At 35.1% G+C, this 24,363-nt stretch carries 14 protein-coding genes; 9 read left to right on the top strand and 5 right to left on the bottom strand.

Annotated elements, in window-relative coordinates; all coding sequences use genetic code 11:
- Positions 1 to 21 precede the first annotated feature (21 nt).
- The 4 genes from nlpD to ABN256_RS16155 all read left to right on the top strand — a co-directional run bounded on the left by nlpD (position 22) and on the right by ABN256_RS16155 (position 5,384).
- On the top strand, positions 22 to 1,140 hold the full coding sequence (gene nlpD, locus ABN256_RS16170) for a murein hydrolase activator NlpD (protein WP_196553858.1): 1,119 nt from the start codon (positions 22 to 24) through the stop codon (positions 1,138 to 1,140).
- Positions 1,141 to 1,825: 685 nt separating this feature from the next.
- Positions 1,826 to 2,809 (top strand): RNA polymerase sigma factor RpoS, encoded by a 984-nt coding sequence (gene rpoS, locus ABN256_RS16165; protein WP_023582671.1) that lies wholly within the window; start codon positions 1,826 to 1,828, stop codon positions 2,807 to 2,809.
- Positions 2,810 to 2,973: 164 nt separating this feature from the next.
- On the top strand, positions 2,974 to 4,233 hold the full coding sequence (locus ABN256_RS16160) for a hypothetical protein (protein ID WP_196553859.1): 1,260 nt from the start codon (positions 2,974 to 2,976) through the stop codon (positions 4,231 to 4,233).
- Positions 4,230 to 5,384, top strand: a complete 1,155-nt coding sequence (locus ABN256_RS16155; protein ID WP_349439739.1) for a hypothetical protein — start codon at positions 4,230 to 4,232, stop codon at positions 5,382 to 5,384. Before ABN256_RS16160 ends, ABN256_RS16155 begins: the two co-directional genes overlap by 4 nt.
- 202 nt (positions 5,385 to 5,586) lie before the next feature.
- On the opposite strand, the gene mutS is transcribed toward ABN256_RS16155, so the two are convergent.
- Positions 5,587 to 8,151 (bottom strand): DNA mismatch repair protein MutS, encoded by a 2,565-nt coding sequence (mutS, locus tag ABN256_RS16150; protein WP_197269934.1) that lies wholly within the window; start codon positions 8,149 to 8,151, stop codon positions 5,587 to 5,589.
- A gap of 811 nt (positions 8,152 to 8,962) precedes the next feature.
- Here mutS and ABN256_RS16145 point away from each other — a divergent pair.
- The 5 genes from ABN256_RS16145 (at position 8,963) to ABN256_RS16125 (ending at position 20,561) form a co-directional block, all read left to right on the top strand.
- Positions 8,963 to 10,093: a YiiG family protein gene (locus ABN256_RS16145; RefSeq protein WP_349439738.1), complete on the top strand. Its 1,131-nt coding sequence runs from the start codon at positions 8,963 to 8,965 to the stop codon at positions 10,091 to 10,093.
- A gap of 313 nt (positions 10,094 to 10,406) precedes the next feature.
- Positions 10,407 to 16,352, top strand: a complete 5,946-nt coding sequence (locus ABN256_RS16140; RefSeq protein WP_196553863.1) for an alpha-2-macroglobulin family protein — start codon at positions 10,407 to 10,409, stop codon at positions 16,350 to 16,352.
- A 42-nt stretch (positions 16,353 to 16,394) separates the two neighbouring features.
- Positions 16,395 to 18,773: a penicillin-binding protein 1C gene (pbpC, locus tag ABN256_RS16135; RefSeq protein WP_196553864.1), complete on the top strand. Its 2,379-nt coding sequence runs from the start codon at positions 16,395 to 16,397 to the stop codon at positions 18,771 to 18,773.
- Between the two features lie 169 nt (positions 18,774 to 18,942).
- Entirely contained in the window at positions 18,943 to 19,290 is a 348-nt protein-coding gene (locus ABN256_RS16130) for a hypothetical protein (protein ID WP_072070169.1), read from the top strand.
- Between the two features lie 53 nt (positions 19,291 to 19,343).
- Complete coding sequence (locus ABN256_RS16125; RefSeq protein ID WP_196553865.1) at positions 19,344 to 20,561, top strand: PDDEXK-like family protein; 1,218 nt, start codon at positions 19,344 to 19,346, stop codon at positions 20,559 to 20,561.
- 39 nt (positions 20,562 to 20,600) lie between these two features.
- On the opposite strand, the gene ABN256_RS16120 is transcribed toward ABN256_RS16125, so the two are convergent.
- From ABN256_RS16120 to ABN256_RS16105, 4 genes are all read right to left on the bottom strand, one after another.
- Positions 20,601 to 21,530, bottom strand: a complete 930-nt coding sequence (locus tag ABN256_RS16120) for a Dyp-type peroxidase (RefSeq protein ID WP_196553866.1) — start codon at positions 21,528 to 21,530, stop codon at positions 20,601 to 20,603.
- Positions 21,531 to 21,707: 177 nt separating this feature from the next.
- Positions 21,708 to 22,289 carry a YebB family permuted papain-like enzyme gene (locus ABN256_RS16115; RefSeq protein ID WP_072070201.1) on the bottom strand — a complete coding sequence of 194 codons (582 nt, stop codon included), beginning with the start codon at positions 22,287 to 22,289 and terminating at the stop codon, positions 21,708 to 21,710.
- A 196-nt stretch (positions 22,290 to 22,485) separates the two neighbouring features.
- Positions 22,486 to 23,310, bottom strand: a complete 825-nt coding sequence (locus ABN256_RS16110; RefSeq protein WP_349439737.1) for a VanW family protein — start codon at positions 23,308 to 23,310, stop codon at positions 22,486 to 22,488.
- Between the two features lie 122 nt (positions 23,311 to 23,432).
- Entirely contained in the window at positions 23,433 to 24,347 is a 915-nt protein-coding gene (locus ABN256_RS16105) for a LysR family transcriptional regulator (protein ID WP_349439736.1), read from the bottom strand.
- Between the last annotated feature and the right edge of the window lie 16 nt (positions 24,348 to 24,363).

The raw sequence follows: 24,363 nt of genomic DNA, 5'->3' as shown, positions 1-24,363 counted from the left end.
TTTTTAAAGGGAGAAGGAAGTATGAATTCAGAAAGCCCAATTAAGCATGTCCGCTGGGCAATCATGTGTTCGGTAATTGGATTTGCATTAACAGGCTGTGCAGATACACCTTATCGTCCTGCACCCATTACCTCTGTAAATGATAGCTCTTCAAATAACACGGTCTCAACCGCGCCTGTGATGACTAACAGTAATGCGACACCGGTTGAAAGAACGACCCCTTTACAATCGTCACCTCCTCCTTCAATTAAGGTGAATAGTACTTCATCTAATGAGGGCACATATCAGCCTCAAAACCAACCTCGTTCACAAACATCAGTAGCGACTCAAAATGTGGGTACAGATGGTTCTGGCCGTATTGTGTATAACCGCAATTATGACAGTATTCCTAAAGGGAATTACAGCGGCAATACCTATACAGTAAAACGGGGTGATACCATGTTCTATATCGCGTGGATAACAGATAGCGATGTAAAAGAGCTGGCATCAATGAATAATATTCCAGAACCTTACAGTTTAAATGTGGGACAGGTGCTGAATATTGGTAACCGTCAAGTCAATACGGGAACCAATACGAATGTGAATACATCCGTTATCAATCAACCAAGTAGTGCTGGTGTTCAAACGGCTCAAACGAAACCGACAAATAACACATCAATGGGGCCATTGATCACTAAACCGGCAACAACACCGCCGAAAACAACGACTCCGCCACCAACAACCAACACGAATACCACTACGGCAGCAACACCAGCACCAACAGCGGTTTCTGGTAAGTGGATTTGGCCAGCACAAGGTAAGATAATCGAAAGTTATTCAAGTGCTCCAGGAGGCAATAAAGGTATCGATATTGGTGGTACTAAAGGTTCCCCAATAGTTGCAACGGCGGCAGGTAAAGTGGTTTATGCCGGTAGCGCATTACGTGGTTATGGTAACCTTGTTATCATTAAGCATAATGATGAATACCTTAGTGCATATGCGCATAACGACACCATCTTGGTACGTGAGCAACAAAATGTGAATGCAGGTCAGCAAATTGCGACGATGGGTAGCTCAGGAACAAGCTCTGTCCGACTGCACTTTGAGATCCGTTATAAAGAAAAATCACTTAATCCAATGAGCTATTTACCTAAAAAATAAATAAGTGATTTTTAACTCGTATAGTGAATAATCCTAAAATTAAGCCCTCTCTTTTATAAAAAGGAGAGGGCTTTTTGTTATCTGTAATTAATTAAAATATTGAAAAAAAATACATTTTAACTAAGTAAAACTGCTTAATTAATGATAAGTAAAAATGAGAGGTCGATATAAAATTATAGATAACGTTAAATTAGACGGTTGATTCTCAACCAATGAATGCGTATGCTAAAAAATGTTATATAAAAAATGAATAAAGATTCGTTATTACTAAAGGATGAGCTATAAAATAACCTCTTGTTTAAAAGGGTATTTTCTTTATTAGATTATCTTTTTAATAATAGTAAATAATAAAAATTATTTGGTATTATTTTATTATTCTGGGTTTTTATTTATTTTTTTAGATACAAATAGTTACAGCTAGCGCATTAAGTGAAGTAATTTTACGTATAGATAAACATACGTAAATATAATAAAAAAACTGTTAATAACCTGCACTCAATAGTTAAGTTATTTATTGAATAAAGAAAGATAAAATTAACAGTAAAATAGATTATGTTATCTTTTATTTTGTAATTCGTTACAAGGGAAAATCAGTAAACCCGTTGTGTCGTGACACAGCGATAAACTGGTAAACAGACTTTAATCAAACGTCGTTTACCTAAATTATCAAGGGTAGGAGCAGCTGATGAGCCAAAGTACGCTAAGAGTAGACGAGTTATATACAGATGAAATTGAAGAGAACATGGAAGAGTTCGATGAAGTTGCTGCAAAAGAGGCAGAAAATGAGTCTGATGCTCAAGACGAAATTGAACTAATTGAAGGAGTCAATCAGCGTGCGCTTGATGCAACTCAGCTTTATTTAGGAGAAATTGGTTATTCTCCGTTGCTGACCGCTGAGGAAGAAGTTTTTTTTGCCCGTAGAGCGTTACGTGGTGACATTCCTTCAAGACAACGAATGATAGAAAGTAACCTTCGTTTAGTTGTTAAGATATCTCGTCGTTATACAAACAGAGGTCTTGCCCTGCTTGATTTGATTGAAGAAGGGAATTTAGGACTGATCCGTGCAGTTGAAAAATTCGATCCTGAAAAAGGTTTTCGTTTTTCAACTTATGCGACATGGTGGATACGTCAAACCATAGAACGTGCCATTATGAATCAAACTCGTACCATTCGTCTGCCCATTCATATCGTTAAAGAGCTGAATGTTTATTTAAGAACTGCAAGAGAACTAGCACATAAGCTTGATCATGAGCCTAGTGTTGAAGAAATTGCACAAACGCTTGATAAACCAGTTGAAGATGTAAGTAAGATGTTGCGTTTAAATGAACGTATTACTTCTGTTGATACCCCAATTGGGGGGGATTCAGATAAAGCCTTACTCGATATTATCTCTGACGAAAATGAAGAAGGGCCTGAGGCGACAATTCAAAATAATAACCTCAAGGAAAATATCATAAAGTGGTTATTTGAATTAAATCCTAAGCAACGTGAAGTATTGGCGCGCCGTTTTGGATTATTAGGCTACGAGGCTGAAACTTTAGAAGATGTTGGTAGAGAAATTGGTCTGACAAGAGAAAGAGTTCGTCAAATCCAAGTTGAAGGATTACGCCGACTAAAAGACATTCTGCAAAGTCAGGGGTTATGTATTGAAGCTCTTTTCAAAGCATAACTAGCCTTTATTTCTGTCTACAGCTTCCAATATATTGTTATTGCCAAAGCCGATTAGTAAGTTGCTAATCGGCTTTTCTTTATCTTGTATTATGTGATTTAACAAGATAAAACAAGAGCGTGGTGTTGCATCTCGTTAATCTGGTAAAAGAGATAAAGGAAGATATGAAAGATTATTTTTTAAACGTCAAATTAGAGAGTTGCCATTTTGACCAAAATAAAACCTCACCGAAAGGAATGGTGAGATTAATAGCATCAGGTAAAGTGTTTTATCTTAATGAAGATGATTTCACTCACTCTCAAGATTTTCTGAAACGTTTAAAACAAGGCGATGAGCTTAAAATTTGTGCTGAATTGCTTAATGACGGCAGTTTATGGGTGCAATGGATTTATCATGACAGCAAAGGAAGGCTTGAGCCAGAAAGAACTTTTACACTTACCACTAAACAGAAAAAATGGTTATTACTTGCTTTTGTTCTTACTGTAATTGGGAGTGGATGGAGCTATTATTCTTTACTTTATCTAGAGACTAATTTCTTCATCATCGTTTCCATGGTTATTTCATTTGGTGCTGTAATGGTTGGAGTGAGTTATATCGGAGAAAAAGCCTATCGTTTTTTTCAGCGTATTAGACCTAAGCATAAAAAAAGAATTAAAGCGTTGGATAAAATAATGGCTAAACAAGATATTACTGCTCCAGATGGTGAACAACTGATTATTCCTGAAATAAAAACAATACCACTGTTAAAGCATATAACACGCAAAAAACCAACCTTTCACATCAAACAAAGTAAAGTACAGCAAGTACGAGGGAAAATAAAACTTCATCATGTTGATAGAATTAAAATACACTCCCGCAACGCAGAGAGTGTGGTGATGCAAATATCCTGTCAGATTGATAAACATCCATTTATATTTAGTTATAAAGAACGTTTATTTTATTCTGATCATAATTTATTTTTGACTGATGGTGATGATGTTGAATTATTCTTTTGGCAAGAAGAAGATAAAAACTCTGGGCCAGTTGTCTTAGGTATTTATAATCATACTGATAATGGTGCTTATTCAATTTCAGGGCAGATGTATCTTGGACATCAGCGAACTAAAAGATTATCGTTGTTAATTACAGGATTAATCAGCGCCTTTATTTTCTCGTTGTTCGCTATTTTTTCTATTTCAGATGTTTACGATAATGGTAATTATTGGGATAAATGGGACTGGTTTTTTGTTGGTGATACTTTTTTAGGTATGGGGATCATCTACGGTTCAATAATGACAGGATTTGCTTTTTTAATTGCCTTATTTTCGAATCTTTATATTTTACTATCACAAAAGGGTAACTGTAGTTATCAAACCTATTTTTTGCTCCAACAGCGATGTGTTGAAAATAAAAAGCTGCTTTATGTTACGGAGTTAAGTCAATGAATCCTTTTTTCCGTAAACCCTTTATTATCATCACTGGTTTATTTATTTTAAGCTTGCTCCTTTTTTATGGCGTACTTTTTCACGGTTTTGCCACTAAGTGGCAATGGAAAAATGAAAAAGATGCGGATTTATCTTCCTATCATTATTCTCGTTATGATTGGCGTAATACATTTAATGCACCAAGTGGTATCTTAATTAAAACAGAATCGGATCAAGGGCGATATGATGTTGATCTTTATGGCCGACTCTATCGCCAAGATAACCAGAGAAAATATACACTCTATTTTTCTGACAAAGAAGGTACTCGTTTTGTGTCACAGGGGCAAGGTAGCTTTTATAACGCCTATTGTATTCCTGAAAAGTGTATTCTATTTACAGAGCAGGGACGGCAAGTAATGAACTTAACTAAGTTTATGCTTGATGATTTAATTCCTTGGCAAGAGAGTAATAATGGCTATTACCGTTTTCCTTTAGCGCTTATTGGAGGGAAATTATTATATTCAGAGGCTACATCGCAATTAGTGTTAGTTGACAATAAAACAATAATGACAAGTTTAGATGAGGGAGAGAGTTGGGAATATTCCATTAATACAGAAGATCTTGTTAAGCAGTATTATGCAGAGGACTTTGGTGAATTTACACAATTCCATTATGCCTTATCGGGTGATTCTCTCGTTATTTTTTATAATCATCATTACACAACAAACACATTAGAAATCACATTAAATTTAGTTAATAAAGAAGTGACAAAAACACGTTGGCTTCCTTTGCGTGTTAAAGAAGTTGCTCAAAATGATAAAGGTGATATCTATTTTATTGCTCAACATGCTTCTCGTGAGCTCTATTCTGTTGTTCAGCGCCAAGCTGATGGAAATGTAGAAACTTTCTATGAAAGTGGTTATAAATATCTAAATGATTTGATGATAAGTAGTAACGATTTGATTTTAAATAAAGGCCGTAATGATGATAAAGTTACGCTGATTTTTTCATTAAAAACAAAAAATTATACTTCTTATGAGAAAATCACTGACGATATGATGTTTAATCCCGCGTTATCTTCATTTATTCGTTTATTTGACAACTATGGTGATGATGACACTTTATTGTTATTGGGTGAGCGACTGAAATATAGTCATGCATCAATCAATTGACGTGGGATTTATCTCTGATTATTTTAGCTTAAAAATGCAGTCTCAAAAGATAATGACAAAATAAAAAACGAGATAACAGCGAGTTGCATAAGTGAAACAGTGTAATTATCAGTGATAAAAATAGAAAACTGTTATAAAAATGGCGCAATGAAGATAAACACTGCGCCATTTTTTATCATTTATTTATTTGATTTTTTATGTCTTATTTGGACATTTCTTTTAATCGATAAAGTTGTTCTAAAGCTTGTCGTGGTGTTAGAGCATCAGGATCGATTTTATCTAAAGCTAATTCAATCGCAGAAGGTTCAGCCTCTGTTAACAACATCAGTTGTGACGTTTCAACGTGACCGGAACCAGAGTGGCCAGATAGCATTTCAAGCTCTTTTAATTTCTGTTTAGCCCGGCGAATAACCTCTTTAGGAACACCCGCTAATGCGGCTACAGCCAAACCATAACTTTTACTTGCGGCACCTTCTTGAACGCTATGCATAAAGGCAATGGTGTCACCATGTTCGACAGCATCTAAGTGAATGTTTGCAGTGCCTTCAAGTTTTTCAGGTAACGTGGTTAATTCAAAATAGTGGGTCGCAAAGAGTGTCATTGCTTTAATACGATTAGCTAAGTTTTCAGCACAAGCCCAAGCCAAAGATAATCCGTCATAAGTTGATGTACCCCGACCAATTTCATCCATTAAGACCAAGCTGTTTTCAGTCGCATTGTGCAAAATATTGGCTGTTTCGGTCATTTCCACCATAAAGGTAGAGCGGCCAGAAGCAAGGTCATCAGAAGCTCCCACACGAGTAAATATACGGTCAACAGGGCCAATTAATGCTTTTTTTGCAGGAACAAAGCTACCTATATAGGCAAGTAAAGTAATTAAAGCAGCTTGTCGCATGTAAGTACTTTTACCCCCCATATTCGGGCCTGTAATGATTAATAAGCGACGTTGAGGTGCCAATTGTAATGGGTTAGAAATAAAAGGTTCACTAAGGACTTGTTCAACAACAGGGTGGCGTCCTCCTGAGATTTGAATACCTGTTTTCTCACTTAATTCTGGGCGAGTATAATTTAATGATTCAGCGCGCTCTGCAAGGTTAGAGAGAACGTCTGTTTCTGCTAAAGCCTCTGCACTGAGTTGTAATGCAGTAAGGTGTGGCAATAATTTTTCAAAAATCTCTTCATAGAGCATTTTTTCAATCGCCAGCGCCTTACCTTTCGAGGTCAGGACTTTATCTTCATACTCTTTTAGCTCAGGAATAATATAACGTTCAGCATTTTTCAATGTTTGACGGCGAACATAGTGCATAGGTACTAAATTGCTTTGCCCGCGACTTACTTGAATGTAATAGCCATGTACACCATTAAAGCCAACTTTAAGTGTATCAATACCCCATTTTTCACGTTCACGAATTTCAAGTTTATCAAGGTAATCACTTGCTCCATCGGCTAATGCTCTCCATTCATCTAATTCAGCATTATAACCTGATGCAATAACACCTCCGTCACGTACTAATACCGGCGGTGTTTCAACAATAGCTTGTTCAAGTAGTTCACATAATTCATCGAACTGGCTAATACGCTTTTGTAATTCTTTAATGTAAGGCATATCCGCTTGTTCAAGCACTTGGTGAATATCATGATATTGCTGAAAAGCGTGACGCATACGAGATAGATCACGAGGGCGTGCTGAACGTAACGCTAAACGTGCTAATACACGTTCTAAATCGCCGATTTGGCGTAAAAAAGGCTGTAACTCAAAATAGAGAGGCTGCAATGCACTAATTGCATCTTGACGTTTAATGAGTTGTTCACGTTGGCGTAATGGTGTGTGTATCCAACGTTTTAGCATACGGCTTCCCATAGGGGTAACACAAAGGTCAAGTACAGATGCCAGTGTGTTATCAGTGCCGCCCGCAAGATTTTGTGTTAATTCAAGGTTGCGACGAGTTGCCGCATCTAAAATAATCGAATCTTGAGGGCGTTCCATGGTAATGCTACGGATATGAGGTAAAGAGGTGCGTTGCGTATCTTTCACATATTGTAATAAACAGCCAGCAGCACAGAGCGCGAGATGTGCATTCTCAACACCAAAACCTGTTAAATCACGAGTGCCAAATTGTAGATTGAGCTGTTGTTTTGCTGTCTCAGGTTCAAACTCCCAAATAGGGCGACGACGCAAGCCTTGTTGGCGCTCAATCAATGCCATTGATTCAAAGGTTTCTGGATAAAGTAATTCTGCTGGATGGGTACGTTGTAATTCAGCCATCATGCTTTCACTATCAGGCATTTCAGTAACTCGAAAACGCCCGGATGTGATATCTAATGTAGCATAACCAAATGCACCATTTTTATCTTGCCAAATAGCGGCTAAAAGGTTGTCTTGGCGTTCTTCAAGTAAGGCCTCATCTGTGACGGTACCGGGGGTCACAATACGAATAACTTTGCGTTCAACGGGGCCTTTGCTTGTTGCAGGATCACCAATTTGCTCACAAATAGCGACAGATTCACCTAATTGTACTAATTTAGCGAGATAATTCTCAACAGCATGATGAGGAACTCCTGCCATAGGAATAGGTTGCCCCGCAGACTGACCTCGTTTTGTTAATGAAATATCTAATAAGCGAGAGGCTTTTTTAGCATCGTCAAAAAACAGTTCATAAAAATCACCCATACGGTAAAACAACAAGATTTCAGGATGCTCTGCTTTAATTTTCAGATATTGCTGCATCATTGGTGTGTGGGAGTCTAAATGTTGAATGTCAGTCATGTTGTTGTCTGTCTTAACGTATTGAATTTTAAGTTATTTGTGAAAATCTATTGTTACACTGAATGTCGCTTTATTTCACAAGCTTTGTTCGATCATATCACAAGGTTTCAGTCTGTTGTTTTAATGATACAAATATCTTTTTAGACCAAGAGTGGAATAATTTTATTCACTATAATATCGTTGATTAACCGTTAATGGCAATCTGCACTTTTCTGAAAATTCATTGTTTTTAATTTATTACATATTGATTTGAAAGATATTTAATTACATTAATAAACAAAATGGGATATCTTTTACACAATAAATACGCAAATTAAAAAGTAAGGTAAATATTTAAATATTAAACATCAGAAAATCATCTCTTTCGCGGTACAACCCGCATAAAAAGAGTTTGTTAACTATTCTTCAATTTTTAATAGATGTAAAAAACCAGAGTCTATAAGAGTAATAGGGTATCTTATGGATAATTAAACAAAAAATAAATATAAAGAGTCACATTATGAGTCGTAAATTCTGATGGAAATGGTCGAATGGGACGATTATGGTGATTTGTTATTTTAAGTAAATCGCCTACAGAGTTAATTAAGTTGCCAGTTGAAACACTTATATAGGATATATATAAACGCTTAAAAAATATTTATAAAGATATAACAACGCACTTAAGTATATATACGTTATTAATCGTCTTAAAATACTCTTATAAAGAGTGTTGCTGTGATGTTTGAAATAAATGTAATAAATAATAGTCATTAATTATTAAACTCATTATAGTTTATAGCAAGTAAATTACTTAATAATATAATGAGGGATTATGAAAAAGAGCATATTAGCATCGATAATAAGTATTTTATTAATATCAGCAGTAGGTTGTGATAATTCAAATGAAAATTCGAATACAGGAACATCCTCGCAAGATAAAAATAAAACAGAGCAAACAACACAATCTAAGCCTGATTCAAAAAATACTCAAACTGATAAAGTTCAGTTTAGTCAGAAAATTGAAAAAGGTAATTTGTGGTTAGCAACGTTTAACGAAGATTTTGGCACCATTATACAGAAAAAAACGGGCAGAATTTCAGGTACAATTAACGTTAATCTTTTAGATAATACGAAAACAGTTTTAACAAGTTTAAGTTCTGATAATGGTGAAAGCATTGATTTAACACCTTTCAAAGTATTTGAAACAGAAACAGACCAAATAAAAAAAATGAAAGCGAGTAGTGCGATAATGCCTGTTAGGAGTGCTTTCTCTATGTATTTGAGTGTTTCAGGAGCAGAGCGAGCTAAAGAATCTTTTGAATTTATGAAAACGCTTTCCCCTACACTTCCAGAATTAGATGCTGTAGGTAATGCTTATGGTGAAAGTTATGTTGATTTATATGAAAAATTGCTAAAGCTTGGGGATTATCTGGTTGTAAAGGAGACTTATCGTTTAGATGATTTTGCACAAGCCAGTAATTTGTATGAAGACGTGAAAAATGCTTATGCCAAACTAATCGATGAGAAAGAAAAAGCTGCTGACGCATATGAAAACTATTATCAAGCAATGCATATTGAAGAGCTTGAATTAGTGAAAAAAGAAGGTTTGGTTGTTCGCTATCAAATTATGCAATCACTGGATACAGTAACCAACACACTTGATTCAATGAACCCAGATAAAATAGATGTGGCTACACTCTCTGCGGCAATTACCAAAATTGAAGCGCAATCAATTGAATTAGAAAAAACATTTGGTAATGAAGCGTTGCTGAATAAAGAAAATATGAAAGGTACTGATTATTCAGTTAAAAAGTATTTAGAATTATATCAACAACTTGTCATTGAGTTAAAAGTATTAGAGAAAAAACTCAATGAGAAGAAAGATATATCAAGTAGCATAAATACTATTTCAAATGAGTATAAATATTTGATAGAGAATTATAATTCTTTAATAGCGAAGTGATATTTACGCTGTAAAAATGTAAATCGCACTTTAATAGTGCGATTCTTCTCGCAAAATTTGTCTTTTATTCTGTATTTTATTAAACATAAAATGATTATTAGAAAAAGATGACTCAAACTAAAGTTCAGAAGAGTCTTGAAATAGAGTTGAATGCTAGGAAAAAAATATTAAAAATGTAATCTGTCTTTATAGACTTATTTATTAATAAGTATTAATGCTTATTCACTTACAGCAACCCTATTTATTTCGATTTTGACTTAATTTTATTGATAAAAATAACATATTTTTATCAGGGCAATCTAGGACTACCTATATGGATGTATTGCGCTTTTTACTTAGTCTTCCGTTTAAACTGATCCGTTTATTTGGCTGGATTATTGTTTTTTGTATTCGTCTTCTTGAGAAAATACTTAGCCCGTTTATAGGACAAATACAATGGAGTACACCTATATGGGTTAGTTTTGTTGCTCGGCATTTGAGAAATATTGAAAAGGGTATGGTGAACCACCCGAAAACGGTATTAGGTTCTATTATTTTTCTTCTAGTCATGTCATTTGGTAGTTACTACGGTTACCACAGTTATCTTAATCGCCCTGTTCCTATTGATGTTGCTCCCATTGTTGTACAAAAAGTTGATATAAAACTGACTGCCCCTGCGCCAATTAATTATGCCAGCGACAATCCTCAATCACAGAGAATAACGTTATCTTTTTCACGTTCTGCTGCACCTATTACACTTATTGATAAAGAAGTCACTGAAGGCGTGACATTAACGCCAGCTATTGAAGGGAATTGGCATTGGCAAAATGGTTCGACTCTTGTTTTTACAGCGAAAAAACCATTTGCAATGGGAAGCAAATATCAAATAGAACTTGATGAAGCTAAGTTATTAGCGCCCCAGTTTTCACTTAAATTAAAAAAATATGAATTTAAAACGTCTATTTTTGATTATCGTTTAGGAAATAGTGAGTTTTATCAAGATCCTCAAAATCCTGCTCAAAAGCATGCCATTATTAAAATTTCATTTAATGCCCCTGTTGATATTCAGAGCTTTGAAAAACGGCTTTCAATGAAATATGGTGATAATGAGAAGCTAAAATACGTTATTAATTATGATAATAAAAAATTAACGGCATGGGTTCATTCTGAACAGTTAGCGCTAAAAGATATTAGTAGCAAAGTGTTCCTTAAGATTGCACCAGGTGTTGCGAGTACAGTGACAGCAAACTCAACATCAAAAGAAAAAACCTATGGTGTGGATGTTCCAAGTTTATATAGCCTTAGTGTTTCCAATATAGAAAGTGAGCTTGTTGAGTCTGAAAATGGTAAAGATGCGCGTGTGCTTATTGTTTCTTTAAATGATGCGTTGAATGAGAAAGAGATAAAAAATGAAGTTAGTGCATGGTTATTACCTCAACACAATTTAGAAATACAAAATGCTGACCTTAACCAAGGTGAAGATGATTATTACGATTGGAATTTGAATGATGTTAGTAAAACTATTCTTGCTCAGTCAGAAAAATTAACACTTGAGATAAGTGATAATGAGCAAGAAAATCAGGCTACCTTTGCTTTTAAATATAATGCACCTGCTTATCGCTATCTATTGGTTAAAATCTCAAGTGGAATAACTTCTGTTGGAGGATACCAATTAAAAGAAGATCGTTATCAAATCGTCAGCGTCCCTGATTACCCACAAATGCTGAGTTTTGTATCTGAAGGTGCTTTACTTTCTATGACAGGAGATAAACGGATCACCGTTTCTGCTCGTAATCTTCCGGGGTTACAATTAGATATTAAGCGAGTTATTCCAAATCAGTTACAGCATATTGTTTCTTTTAAAGATAAATATTTTACTTCAACGAATTTTAACCGTCTAAATGATGAATATTTTACAGAGCATTTTACTTATCAAACAGCACTGAACAACGAAAATAAAGGTGAAACTCAATACAAGGGAATTGATTTAAGTCGCTATTTATCTGCTGATCCTAATGCTAAGCGTGGCATATTTTTATTAAAACTGACTTCTTGGGATCCGAATAAAGCATCAAGAACAGATGATGAAAACGAAGAGTATTATGAAGAGGGCGATGATGAAGTGGTTTCTGATGCTCGCTTTGTTGTTGTCACTGATTTAGGCATTATCGCGAAATCCTCGATTAACGGTTCAAGAGATGTTTTTGTACAATCTATTTATAGTGGTGAACCTGTTAGTAATGCGAAAGTCTCTGTCATTGCTAAAAATGGAACAACGTTACTTAGCAAAATAACTAATGCTGATGGACATGTTGCTTTTCCAACGCTTAAAGACTTTAGAAATGAACAAACTGCGGTTCTCTTTTTAGTTGAAAAAGAAGGGGATATTTCATTTTTACCGACAAATGCTTATTACGATAGACAATTAAACCTTTCTCGCTTTGATGTTTATGGCGATGATACGCCCAAAGATCCCCGCACTCTTGATAGTTTTCTTTTTTCTGATAGAGGTGTTTATAGGCCTGGTGAAACTTTCAATATAGGGCTAATTACACGGACATTTGACTGGAAAACGGCTATTGATGGAGTACCTCTACGTGTTGAAATTCGTGATCCTCGTAATACATTAATGTTAAATAAGTCCATGACATTAAACGAATTTGGTTTTAATGAATTGAGTTATACCACTTCAGAAAACTCGCCTACTGGAGATTGGAATATTTATCTTTACTTGGTGGGTAAGAATAACGAAGATGCCAGTTTATTAGGCAGTACGAGTATTGTCGTTAAAGAATTTGAACCTGACTTACTTAAAGTTGCACTTAATCTGAAACCTAATAGGCAACAAGGGTGGGTTAAACCTTCTGAATTAAAAGCATCAATTGACGTACAAAATTTATTTGGTACGCCTGCACAAAATAGACGTGTTGTGTCCAAATTAACGTTACGACCAATTTATCCTAATTTCTCACGCTATTCTGATTATCGTTTTTATGAAAACCGCCGTAATCACGATAGTTTTGAAACAGAGTTAGAAGAGACGACAACAAATGATGAAGGGATAGCTGATATTGATTTAGGGCTAGAGTCCTATGATGATGCAACTTATCAATTACAACTTATCTCTGAAGCTTTTGATGCAGGAAGTGGTCGCTCAGTCACTGCGGCGGCCCGTGTAATGGTATCTCCTCATGATTATCTCGTTGGGGTAAAAGCAGATGGAACACTTGACTATATCAATCAAAATGCACAACGTAATCTCAATTTTATCGCCATTGATCCAACATTAAAACAAGTTACTCAAGAGGCACTCACACTAGAACGTTATGAGCAAAAATACCTTTCTGTTTTAACTCGTCAAAATTCGGGTGTTTATAAATATCAGTCTAAATTAAAAGAAGTTTTTATTAATGAAGTCCCATTTTCTATTGATGAAAAAGGTAGCCACTTTTTATTAGAGACGCAAACACCAGGTAATTTTGTATTATTAGTCAAAAATAAAGCAGGTAATGTACTCAACCGCATCAATTATACGGTCGCAGGAAACGCGAATGTTACGCGATCCCTTGATCGCGAAGCTGAGCTACAACTTACTTTAAACAAAGACACATACAAAGCTGGTGAAGAAATAGAAATTGCCATTAATGCGCCTTATATCGGCAGTGGCATTATCACTATAGAAAAAGATAAGGTTTATCATTGGCAGTGGTTTACATCATCAACAACAAGTTCAGTACAAAAGATCCGTGTTCCAGATGATTTACAAGGTAATGGTTATATCAATGTCCAATTTGTTCGAGATATTAACTCTGACGAAATATTTATGAGTCCACTTAGCTATGGTGTTATACCGTTTAAAGTGAGTCGTGAAAATTTTCAAGCTAATATTGAATTGCAATCACCTGAGATTATCAAGCCAGGCGAGACTTTGCCGATCACCGTAAAAACAGAGACTCCACAACAAGTTGCTGTATTTGCTGTTGACGAAGGCATTTTACAAGTTGCACGATATAAATTAAAAGATCCATTGGATTACTTCTTCCGTAAACGATCATTAGAAGTTGAAAGCACACAAATACTCGATCTTATCTTGCCTGAGTTTAGCAAAATGATGTCACTGACTTCGGCACCGGGTGGAGATGCAGGAGAAGGTGTTGATCTCTATTTAAATCCATTCAAACGTAAAAAAGAAGAACCTGTGGCCTATTGGTCTGGTATTACGGAAGTAGAGGGTGAAGCGGTCTTTAATTATAAAGTGCCTGAATATTTTAATGGCAAGATCCGCATAATGGCAGTATCTGTTACCCCAAACCGTATAGGGAATGCACAACGTTATACTACAGTGCGTGATGATTTTGTATTAAGCCCACATATACCGACGACTGTTGCACCAAATGATGAATTTGATGTGACTTTAGGTATTGCAAATAATCTCACTGATCTTAATGGCGTTGAAACAAAACTAGATGTCATGATAACACCAGAGCCTCAATTAGAGGTGATAGGACAAAAGAGTTATCAATTGGAATTAGGTGAGAAAAAAGAAACGGTGGTTTCCTTTAGACTAAAAGCGAAATCGCAATTGGGTAATGGCGCTATCACTTTCTCAGTGAATACAGAAGGTAAAGTAACTCAACGGACGGTGGCTCTCTCTATTCGCCCTGCTTCAGCTTATCGAACTCAATCAAGCTTAGGCCGTATGGATGGAAAAGAGCAGAGTGTCACGTATATTCGCCAAATGTATGATGAATATGCCAATAGAGATGCGCGTGTTTCTTACTCTCCTTTGGTGCTCAGTAGTGCATTAGCACAATACCTTGCTAATTATCCTTATAATTGTTCAGAGCAAATAACCAGTCAGGCAGTACCGTTATTATTCCATCAACGTAATCCTGAAATGAAGGCTATCTATTCACAAGGTAAAATTCGTTCTCAACTTGAACAAACAATGGCGACATTACTCACTCGTCAAAATGGGCAAGGAGCAATAGGAACATGGCGCTCTACACCATCGACAGATCCCTTTGTCACCTTATATGTGGTTCAATTTTTACTAGAGGCACAAGAAGCAAATTACCCTGTATCTGATACGCTATTGCGATCATCCAATGAATATTTAACTAAGCTTGCCGTCAATGTAGGGTTAAATAATCAAGATGAACTTAGAATGCGTGCTTTTGCAGTCTATTTGTTAACGCGTCAAGGCAAAGTCACTACCAGTGAAATAGCAGCTATTCAAACGCGTATGCAAAAGAATTATCCAAAAACATGGCAGAGTGATTTAGGTGCTTTATATTTAGCAGCTTCTTATAAAATGTTGAAAATGGATAAACAAGCTGACGAGTTGTTAAAACCCACATGGCAAGAGCTAAGCAAGGCTTATAGTAAGGCGTGGTGGTCGAAAAACTATTTAGATCCACTGGTTTTAGACAGTACAAGATTGTATTTGATTGTGAAACATTTCCCTGAAAAAGCAGCTGATATTCCACCGCAGCTCTTAGAGAATATGGTATTGAGCTTTAAAGAAGAGCGCTATACCACACAATCATCAGCGATGAGTATTTTGGCGTTAGAGCATTACACTAAACAGATCCAAAACACCACAGCATCAGCACAACCATTAACTGTGAGTGCTAAAAAAGGTGAAAATCCGCCAATAGTGATCTCATCGATGACAAATGCAACTGCGATTGGCCAGTTTGGTGCAGGTATTAACGAAGTTTTGTTTAATAACCCAACAAATAATCCTGCTTGGTATGTTGTCACACAGTCTGGTTTTGATAGCGAGCAACCTAAAGAAGCGCTTTCACAAGGATTAGAAATTTCTCGTGATTACGTGAATGAAAAGGGTGAGTCTGTAAATAGTGCAACATTAGGCGAAAAGCTTTATGTACATATAAAAGTTAGAGCCAATGCAAAGCAGGGCGTTGATAATGTTGTGCTGGTGGACTTACTTCCGGGAGGATTTGAGGTTGTACAACAATCAATGGATGATGTTGATAACCCTGAAGTGGAATGGTTGTCACCAACCGGATCAAAAGGAACACGCTGGTCACCAGAATACAGTGATATTCGAGAAGATAGAGTCATTATTTATGGTACAGCTAGCCAACAGGTACAAGAATTCGTTTATCAAATTAAAGCGACTAATTCTGGGGTGTTTACAATACCGCCAGCATTTGCAGAAGCGATGTATGATAGAGAAATACAAGCATTAGCTGTTGGTAAAGGCGTTATGACTGTTAATAAACCGACGCAAAATAATGGCAATGTAAAATGAAATTAAATTGGGTTTCAAACGCCGGTTTTTGGTTATTTTAAAATGATCAGGAGTCGGCGTGTTTTACAAAATATTTTGATGGGTGGCTTCTTAGTCGCCCTCTTTTGTGTAGTGTTCCGATTATTTCCTCATCCAGCACTTTCAGAGGGGTTCTTATCTTCAACGGCTTATTATGATAGCAATGGCAACCTACTTCGCTTAACACTTGCTAATGATGAACGCTATCGGTTATGGACAGATTTAGACGACATTTCGCCTTTAATGGTTGAGAGCGCCATGCGATATGAAGATCGCTGGTTTTATTATCATACAGGTTTTAACCCTTACAGTTTAATTCGTGGTTTTTTCGTCAGTTATATTTATGGTGAACGATTACAAGGTGGCTCTACTATTACAATGCAATTAGCGCGTATGCATTGGCAATTAAATACGCGAAATGTAGGGGGAAAACTGGTTCAAGTATTACGTGCTATCCAATTAGAACTCAGTTATTCAAAACATGATATTTTGGAAGCGTATTTTAACTATGCACCTTATGGGCGAAATATAGAGAGTGTTGGGGCAGCAAGCCTGATTTACTTTAATAAAAATCCTAAAGAATTAACATTACCCGAAGCGTTAACACTTGCCGTATTACCTCAATCACCCAGTTACCGGATAGAACCAAATACCGATGGTATTAGTCTCTCTTTAATGAAAACACGTAACCAGCTTTATGATTATTGGTTAAAAGAGCACCCTAAAGATGCCAATTTATCTGCACTCTTCCAATTGCCTCTTCAGTTACGTCAACCAGAAAAAATGCCTTATATAGCCCCTCATTTAGTGGAACAAATAGAAAAACAAGAAAAATTTAATCCAAGAAAACCCACAACTATAGTGACAACGCTTGATCTTTCATTACAGAGATTAGTTGAAAAGCAGGTTGATGCCTTTATTGAGCGAAATAAACATATTGGTGTTAAAAATGCTTCGGTGATCCTCGTTGATACACGAGATATGGGAGTTAAAGCGCTAGTCGGTTCGGCAGATTATTATAATGTGGATATTCATGGGCAAGTTAATGGAACTAATGCCAAGCGTTCACCGGGTTCAACATTAAAGCCTTTTATCTATGCATTAGGATTAGAGCAAGGCATTTTACATCCCCGAACAATTTTAAAAGATGTACCCTCTACCTTTGGCAGTTATGCGCCAGAGAACTTTGACTTACGTTTTTTAGGGCCTATTTCTGCCACTCAAGCTCTCAATTATAGTCGAAATATTCCCGCGGTAGCTATTGCTTCACAATTGAAACAGCCTACGCTTTATCAGTTTTTACAAATGTCGGGTGTCAGTAATATGGCCAGTGAAAAACATTATGGTTTATCGCTGGTGCTTGGAGGTGGTGAAATTACGGTACAAGAGTTAGCAAAGCTTTATGGAATATTAGCTAATCGGGGAGAGCTTAAACCATTAAGAATGCAAAGTACGGATACTATTGCTAAACCTATCCGATTGCTAAGTGAAGAGGCAAGCTTTATCACGCTAGATATGCTAGGGCAACATCGAAGACCCGATGATACTCTTGCTCAAAAATCTATGACTTTACCCATTTATTGGAAAACAGGCACCTCTTGGGGATTTCGTGATGCATGGAGTAGTGGGATCTTTGGCCCCTATGTTTTAGTGGTTTGGATCGGTAACTTTGATGGTAAAGGAAATAGCGCATTAATTGGCGCAGAAGCTGCTGCACCTCTATTTTTTAATATTATAGATAATATAGTTGCAGACTATCCGAAACTAAAAGAGCCTCGATTTAAACTGCCTGAAAATATTAAACAAGTCGATATTTGTTTGGCGAGTGGTAATTTACCTACACCATGGTGTCAACGTAAGGGTAAAACATGGTTTATTCCAGGAAAATCACCGATTAAAGTGGATACTATTTATCGGCCTTTAGCAATTGATAAAATAACAGGAGAGGTTGTCTGTCCACCATATAATGAAGATCAGGTAAATATCGAAATTTTTGAATATTGGCCTTCTGATTTAGCCAAAGTATTTGCTCAAGCAGGGCTACCAAAGCGAACACCTCCTTCTACCGCTCATTGTAAAAATGGAGATATGGCCGTGACAGGGACACCTCCTCGCATATTATCGCCATTACGAAATACAACCTATACCTTAAGACGAGCATCAGTGCCAAATACGTCCATTGTATTTAATGCAACAGCAGATAATGACAGTAATATTATTTACTGGTTTGTTGATGATGCTTATTTGGGAAACAGTACCAATCAACGTTCAATAGAGTGGCAGCCAAAAGAAAGTGGCCGCTACCGCATACGTGCCGTTGATGATAAAGGTCGAGCAGACACTCGTAATATTCGAGTTGATATTATTGGTGTGATGAGAACACAAGTGGCAGAAGTAGATTAATATTAGTGTTAAAAACCACTGATTTTACTTAATGATTGTCTTGAAATTTTAATATTAATTTCTATCGTGATCTTATTCTAACTATTATAACTCGATATTGTTGCAAGATAATTATTAGGTAAAATATTAAAAAATATTTTATCTTGTCAGCAAGGAAGAAATAATCAGTATGAAAACTCGAATTCTAAAATTAGCATTATTAGGCGCATTAACGTTACCTTTAGTTGGATGTGGTGATGGAACACCTAATTGTGATAGCACTGAAGCAAAGAACTTAGTGGTCGATATTACGAAAGATGAATTACGTGATCAAAAAATGGCCGCAGTGATAGATCAAATTAAGATAAAAGTGGAAAGCGTGCGTACTCGTGAACATGACGAAAAAAGAGATACTTATTCGTGTGCGGCTGAACTTTCTTTTGAAGGTAAAGGCGGTAAGAACTCGATTCCAATTACTTATACCATCGAAAGTACGGATGATGGCAAAGAATTTTACGTCAATGTATTTGGTTTATAATTGATTCAGATAAAAAACCATCGTTATGATGGTTTTTTATTTTAAGAGGGCATATGACTGATTTTAATAAACAGGAAGATTTTTGTGATGAATCGGTAAAAAAGAAATACTCAGCCATTATAAATTTAGCAAGAAATACAGCTCTAAAACATGATGAATTAGAAGATAATCTTTTATGCTCTACTAACTTAGTTGATGTGCTTAATATTAATGAAAATAAACATAGTATTATTTTAAAGAAAATATTAAACAATAAAAAAGGTAATGAATATAAATTTATTCCTTCTTTTTTAAAACGGGTTTTAAAGAAAGAAATTATATTTAATTATAATGAATTAAAAATTAAAACAGAAATTAATAGAGTTGATATTAGTATTGAAGATGGATTTAATGCAATTATAATAGAAAGTAAAGTTTGTAATGCACTAGATCAAGAACGACAATTGGAAAGATATATTGAGAAATTTATCTCTAATGGATATCAAGAAGAGAAGATTTTTATTTTATATTTAACGGGGCATAAAAAAGAAAGTTACCGACCTGAGAGTCTTGGTAAGTATAAAGAAAGTAATAAGGTTTATTTTAAACTTTCTTCATTTGAAAGTGAAATATTAACATGGTTAGAAAAGGATGTTTATCCTCATATAAATAAAAACAATAAAGCTTTTGATTCTTTTGTTTATCAATATAAAGATAGTTTGAAAATTAAATTTCTAAATCAGCATGAAGAAGAAAAAAACAAAATGAATGATGAAATAAATGACTATATTCTTAATGAAATAAATATATCTGAAAATTACATTGATGACAGCATTGATGAGATAAAGAAAATCATTAATGATACAGAATCATTAAGAAAAAATTTAAATACTCTCTTAATAAGAGAAGTAGAGAGAGTTTTTACTTTATGGGGTAATAAAATAAAAAATGATTATCCTCAGTTAGCGTTTTCAGATGATAACTGCGAAATAAATGAAAAGCATGTTGGTGTTTTAATCAATTATAACAAAAATAAATTTTCGGTTGCTATCGAAAAAGATAGCTCGAATATTTATATTGGTGTAAAAGTTCATTCTTATAAAGAACCAGGGCTTAATGACGAAATAGCTAAATTATTAAATAACGTATTTGATACCTCTTATAAAATAGGAGTAAATTATTGGTATGGATGGAAATATATCAATAATTATGGCCAGGTTTACTCTAATTTTGAATTATTATTGGATAAGATAAATCAAGAGATAGAACTGCTATCTGAGAATAAAAAGTAGATATATAAATACTAACCCTATATATCTACTTGTAATAAATTACACTAGATCATCCAGAAACTCGGGTGATGGAACAAAGAATAATGTACCTGTTATAGGAGTGCTGAATTTAAGTAATTTATCAGTATGACCTTCAGGTGTGCCTGCAAACATATTTTCTAACATGCGACGGGTTGTTGAAAAATAACGTGCATAACCAATAAAATAAGTACCATATTCATTTTTTGATGGATTGGAAAAAGGCATATTGGCTCTGACAATTTTTAAATCATCACCGTTTTCATCTTGAATATTGGTGACAACATTATGAGAACCGGGCTCTTTTTCTTCATCGGTTAATTCAACATCGTTGAATTTATGTCTACCAATGACTTTTTCTTGTTCGATAAGAGACTGCTTTTCCCATGCTTCCATATCGTGAATATACTTTTGTACAAAGGCGTAGCTACCTCCTGAAAACTCAGGATCTTCATCACCAATAACAGCATAAGAAGCACGCTCATCTTCATATTCAGGGTTTTCAGTTCCATCGACAAAACCAATAATAGAACGCCCATCAAAATATCTAAATCCATGCACTTCATCGACAGGTGTAACAATATTCTTTAGCTTTTGGCTGATGATAGAAGCTAATTCGTAACAGGCAGAAACTTTGAGAGCTCGAATATGGAAAAAAAGATCGCCCGAAGTAGAAACCGCAGTATAAGTATCACCTTTAATTTCTTTAAAGGTATTTAGCTCTTTGGGTTTTGCTTGATTGGGAAATAATGTAGCCCATGCATTTGCACCGAAGCCCATTACACAGCTTGTTTCCAATTCAGGAAAACGTGTTCTCATACTACGTATTAGACCAGAAAAATTATTACAAAGATCGATCAGAATTTCGCGGTTTTCAGGTGAGTGGATGAGGTTAAAAACTAAAAAATAGGCATTCTCACAGGGTGATTTCGTAACATCTTGGTATTTCATGGTGATCCCTAAATGACGAATAATAATTAAGTCATATTTACAAAATATTGTTTTTTAGTTTTACACCAAAACTCTCCCTATTACAAAGAAAGGGAGAGGTTTTTATCCTGATTTTTATAAAAAAAGAATGGAAGGCTATGTTATTCTTTTTATTTTGTAGCATATTAATGTGATGTGTTAATTAATACTTTCATGACTACGATAAATTAAAGATAAATGAGGATGTTGCCATAAACTTGCTGGAGTGACGGTTGTTCTTTCCCAAGGAATTTGCCCAATAAACCATAATTTCCAAAATTGTAATTTAGCATTAGGATTTTTACTTAATAATTCTTGGAAGGTTTCGATTTCACCTACACGAATAGAAAGCGCTGATTTATAAATATCGAAAACAAATTTAGAGCAAAATTGACGGGAAGAATCGTATTTGAATCCTGTATGGTAAAGCTTATTTAATCTTTCTGGGACTTGTGCGATAAGTGCATTTTTTTGTTCATTGGATAATTGTGTTGATAAACGGCGTATTGCATAGCGTTTATCAGCTGAACGATTAATAAAGCGAGTTAATGTCGTTGTTGTTGAGAGTGGAACACGGCTTTCTGCTACTAAATAATCTTTACCATTATGGCCAATAATAATGCCAACATGGTTGCTCCAGCATAAAGAAGCTGAGGAAATTTGACGAAATAAAGAGGTACCAATACATGTAAATACGATATCACCAACTTCTAATTCTTGTGGATAATCAAGTTTTATCATCATTATATTACCTATTAAATAGAAGCATAATTATCATTCTTTGACTCTAATAAATAGATATGGTTTCTATTTTATAACTCAATGACTTTAAAATAAAAAGTAGACCGCAACTTAATAAAATCTTAATTTTAAGAACAATGTAATTTTTTATTGATAATAAGATGCTTAATTTAGAATATTTTAAAAAACATTGTGATTAATCCAATTGTTCATCTGGAATATCATATTTTACGACAACACTATTTTTATAAAGTAATTCAGATTTCAGTAATTTAGGGAAAGCGCCTACATTATTCTTAGTATAAATATCTCGCCAAATTTCATTGCAACGATACACATGCTCTCCTTTTTTAATAAAAGCAGAGGATTTTTCGTAGATATGATAGCGATACTCCCTCGCTTTGTTACAGAGCAATTCTCCTTCTAGTTGATGCTCTGCTACATGTAATTTAATTTGATAATCATAAGGTGTTGGATTATATAAAATTAAATCCACATAATTATAGAAAATAGCAGCGCCAGATCCAAAAGGAAGAACTCTTCCCTCATCAGGAAAAGGATCAAAACTATGATTAGCTTTTTCAATCACTGTTAACTCAGAATGTAGTGCTAGCCAATGAATTAAATTACTTGCCTGACAAATTCCGCCACCGACACCTTTTCTAGCCTCACCGTAAGAAAGTTGCATGCCATCAATAAAGCCTCGTTTATAACTAGGTTTTCCAACTAGATAGCAAAAAGAGAAATACTCACCAGGATGGATAATGACGCCATCAAGTGCTTTTTCAACTAATTTAAGATTTGTAATTTTATTGTATTGTAATTGAATATCACTTTCGCCACGGCGACTAATTAATTTAGATGTGTGTTTTAGATAACGGTATAAAAGTCGTTGTTCTGGTTGAACATCTCTACTATATTTTCGGCCTGAAAATCGCCAGCTTAGCGAACGAAACAAACGACGTTGCGCCACTCTCAAAGTATAAAGAATAGGGTGATAGGATGAGAGTGTTTTACGCATAAAATCCTTTTAAACGATATTAGAGAAAGGTAGAGAATAGGGAATGTATCATAACGATTTAGCCGAGATATTGATATGCGAATATCCCTAAAATAAGGTAACTAAGAGATTAGATAATCAATTTACTGATTGAGATCTTTAGTTAAAATCTGAGCTTGAGATTGTAAGACTGATAAGAAGTTCTTAGTAGCAGGAGAGATATACTTTTCTTTATGATGAAAATAACGAATACCTCGACTAAATTGAATATCATCAAAAGAAACTTCACATAAAAGGCCTGATTTTAATTCTTGTAAAATAGATAAGCGAGATAAAACGGAAACTCCTAATCCATGAATAACACCTTGCTTGATCCCCTCTAAACTATTTATTTCCATTACATTTTTGATCTCTTTATTACTTTCTTTGATCCTGTCTAATAAAAAATCACGAGTGGCAGAGTGCTCTGGTTTGATCAGAAAAACTTCAGATGCAATATCAGAAAATCTGCAATGTTTCTTTTTGGCTAACCAATGTTTTGGAGAACAAATCAGCACGAGAGGATCGATAAGAAACGTATCAAGGTGATATTCAGTCGGATCTAAATAGATATGATCTGACATGATTAAAAACTCTAATTCTTGGGTATCAAGTTTATGGATAAGTTGTGTTGAACTTGAAATATCCATGCTGAGTTTTACGTCAGGATACTGCTCTCTAAATTGAGCCATAATTTGTGGCAACAGGTAAACACCAACAAAATGGCTAGCGCCAAACTTAATTTCGCCTTTAGAGGGATCATCAAATTGTCGCATATGCTCGGAAGAGGATTTTACTAAATTAATAATCTGAGTTGCATATTGTTGATATACCTTACCTTGAGGCGTTAAATAAAGCCGATTATTGATCCTTTCAAACAATGTTGTTTGTAATTCTTCTTCCAATTTTCGAATTTTTATACTGACACTAGGCTGAGTGCAAAATAGGCGCTCCGCAGTTTCAGTCACATTAAAACCGTTAGCAAGTAATAGAAAGGCATCTAATTGGCTTAAGTTCATATCAATACCATAAATT

Source organism: Proteus sp. fly-1008 (assembly GCF_040140305.1).
GTDB lineage: Bacteria > Pseudomonadota > Gammaproteobacteria > Enterobacterales > Enterobacteriaceae > Proteus > Proteus vulgaris_B.
Note: the sequence above shows the minus strand (reverse complement) of the source record. Positions and strands in the feature narration are given on the sequence as shown.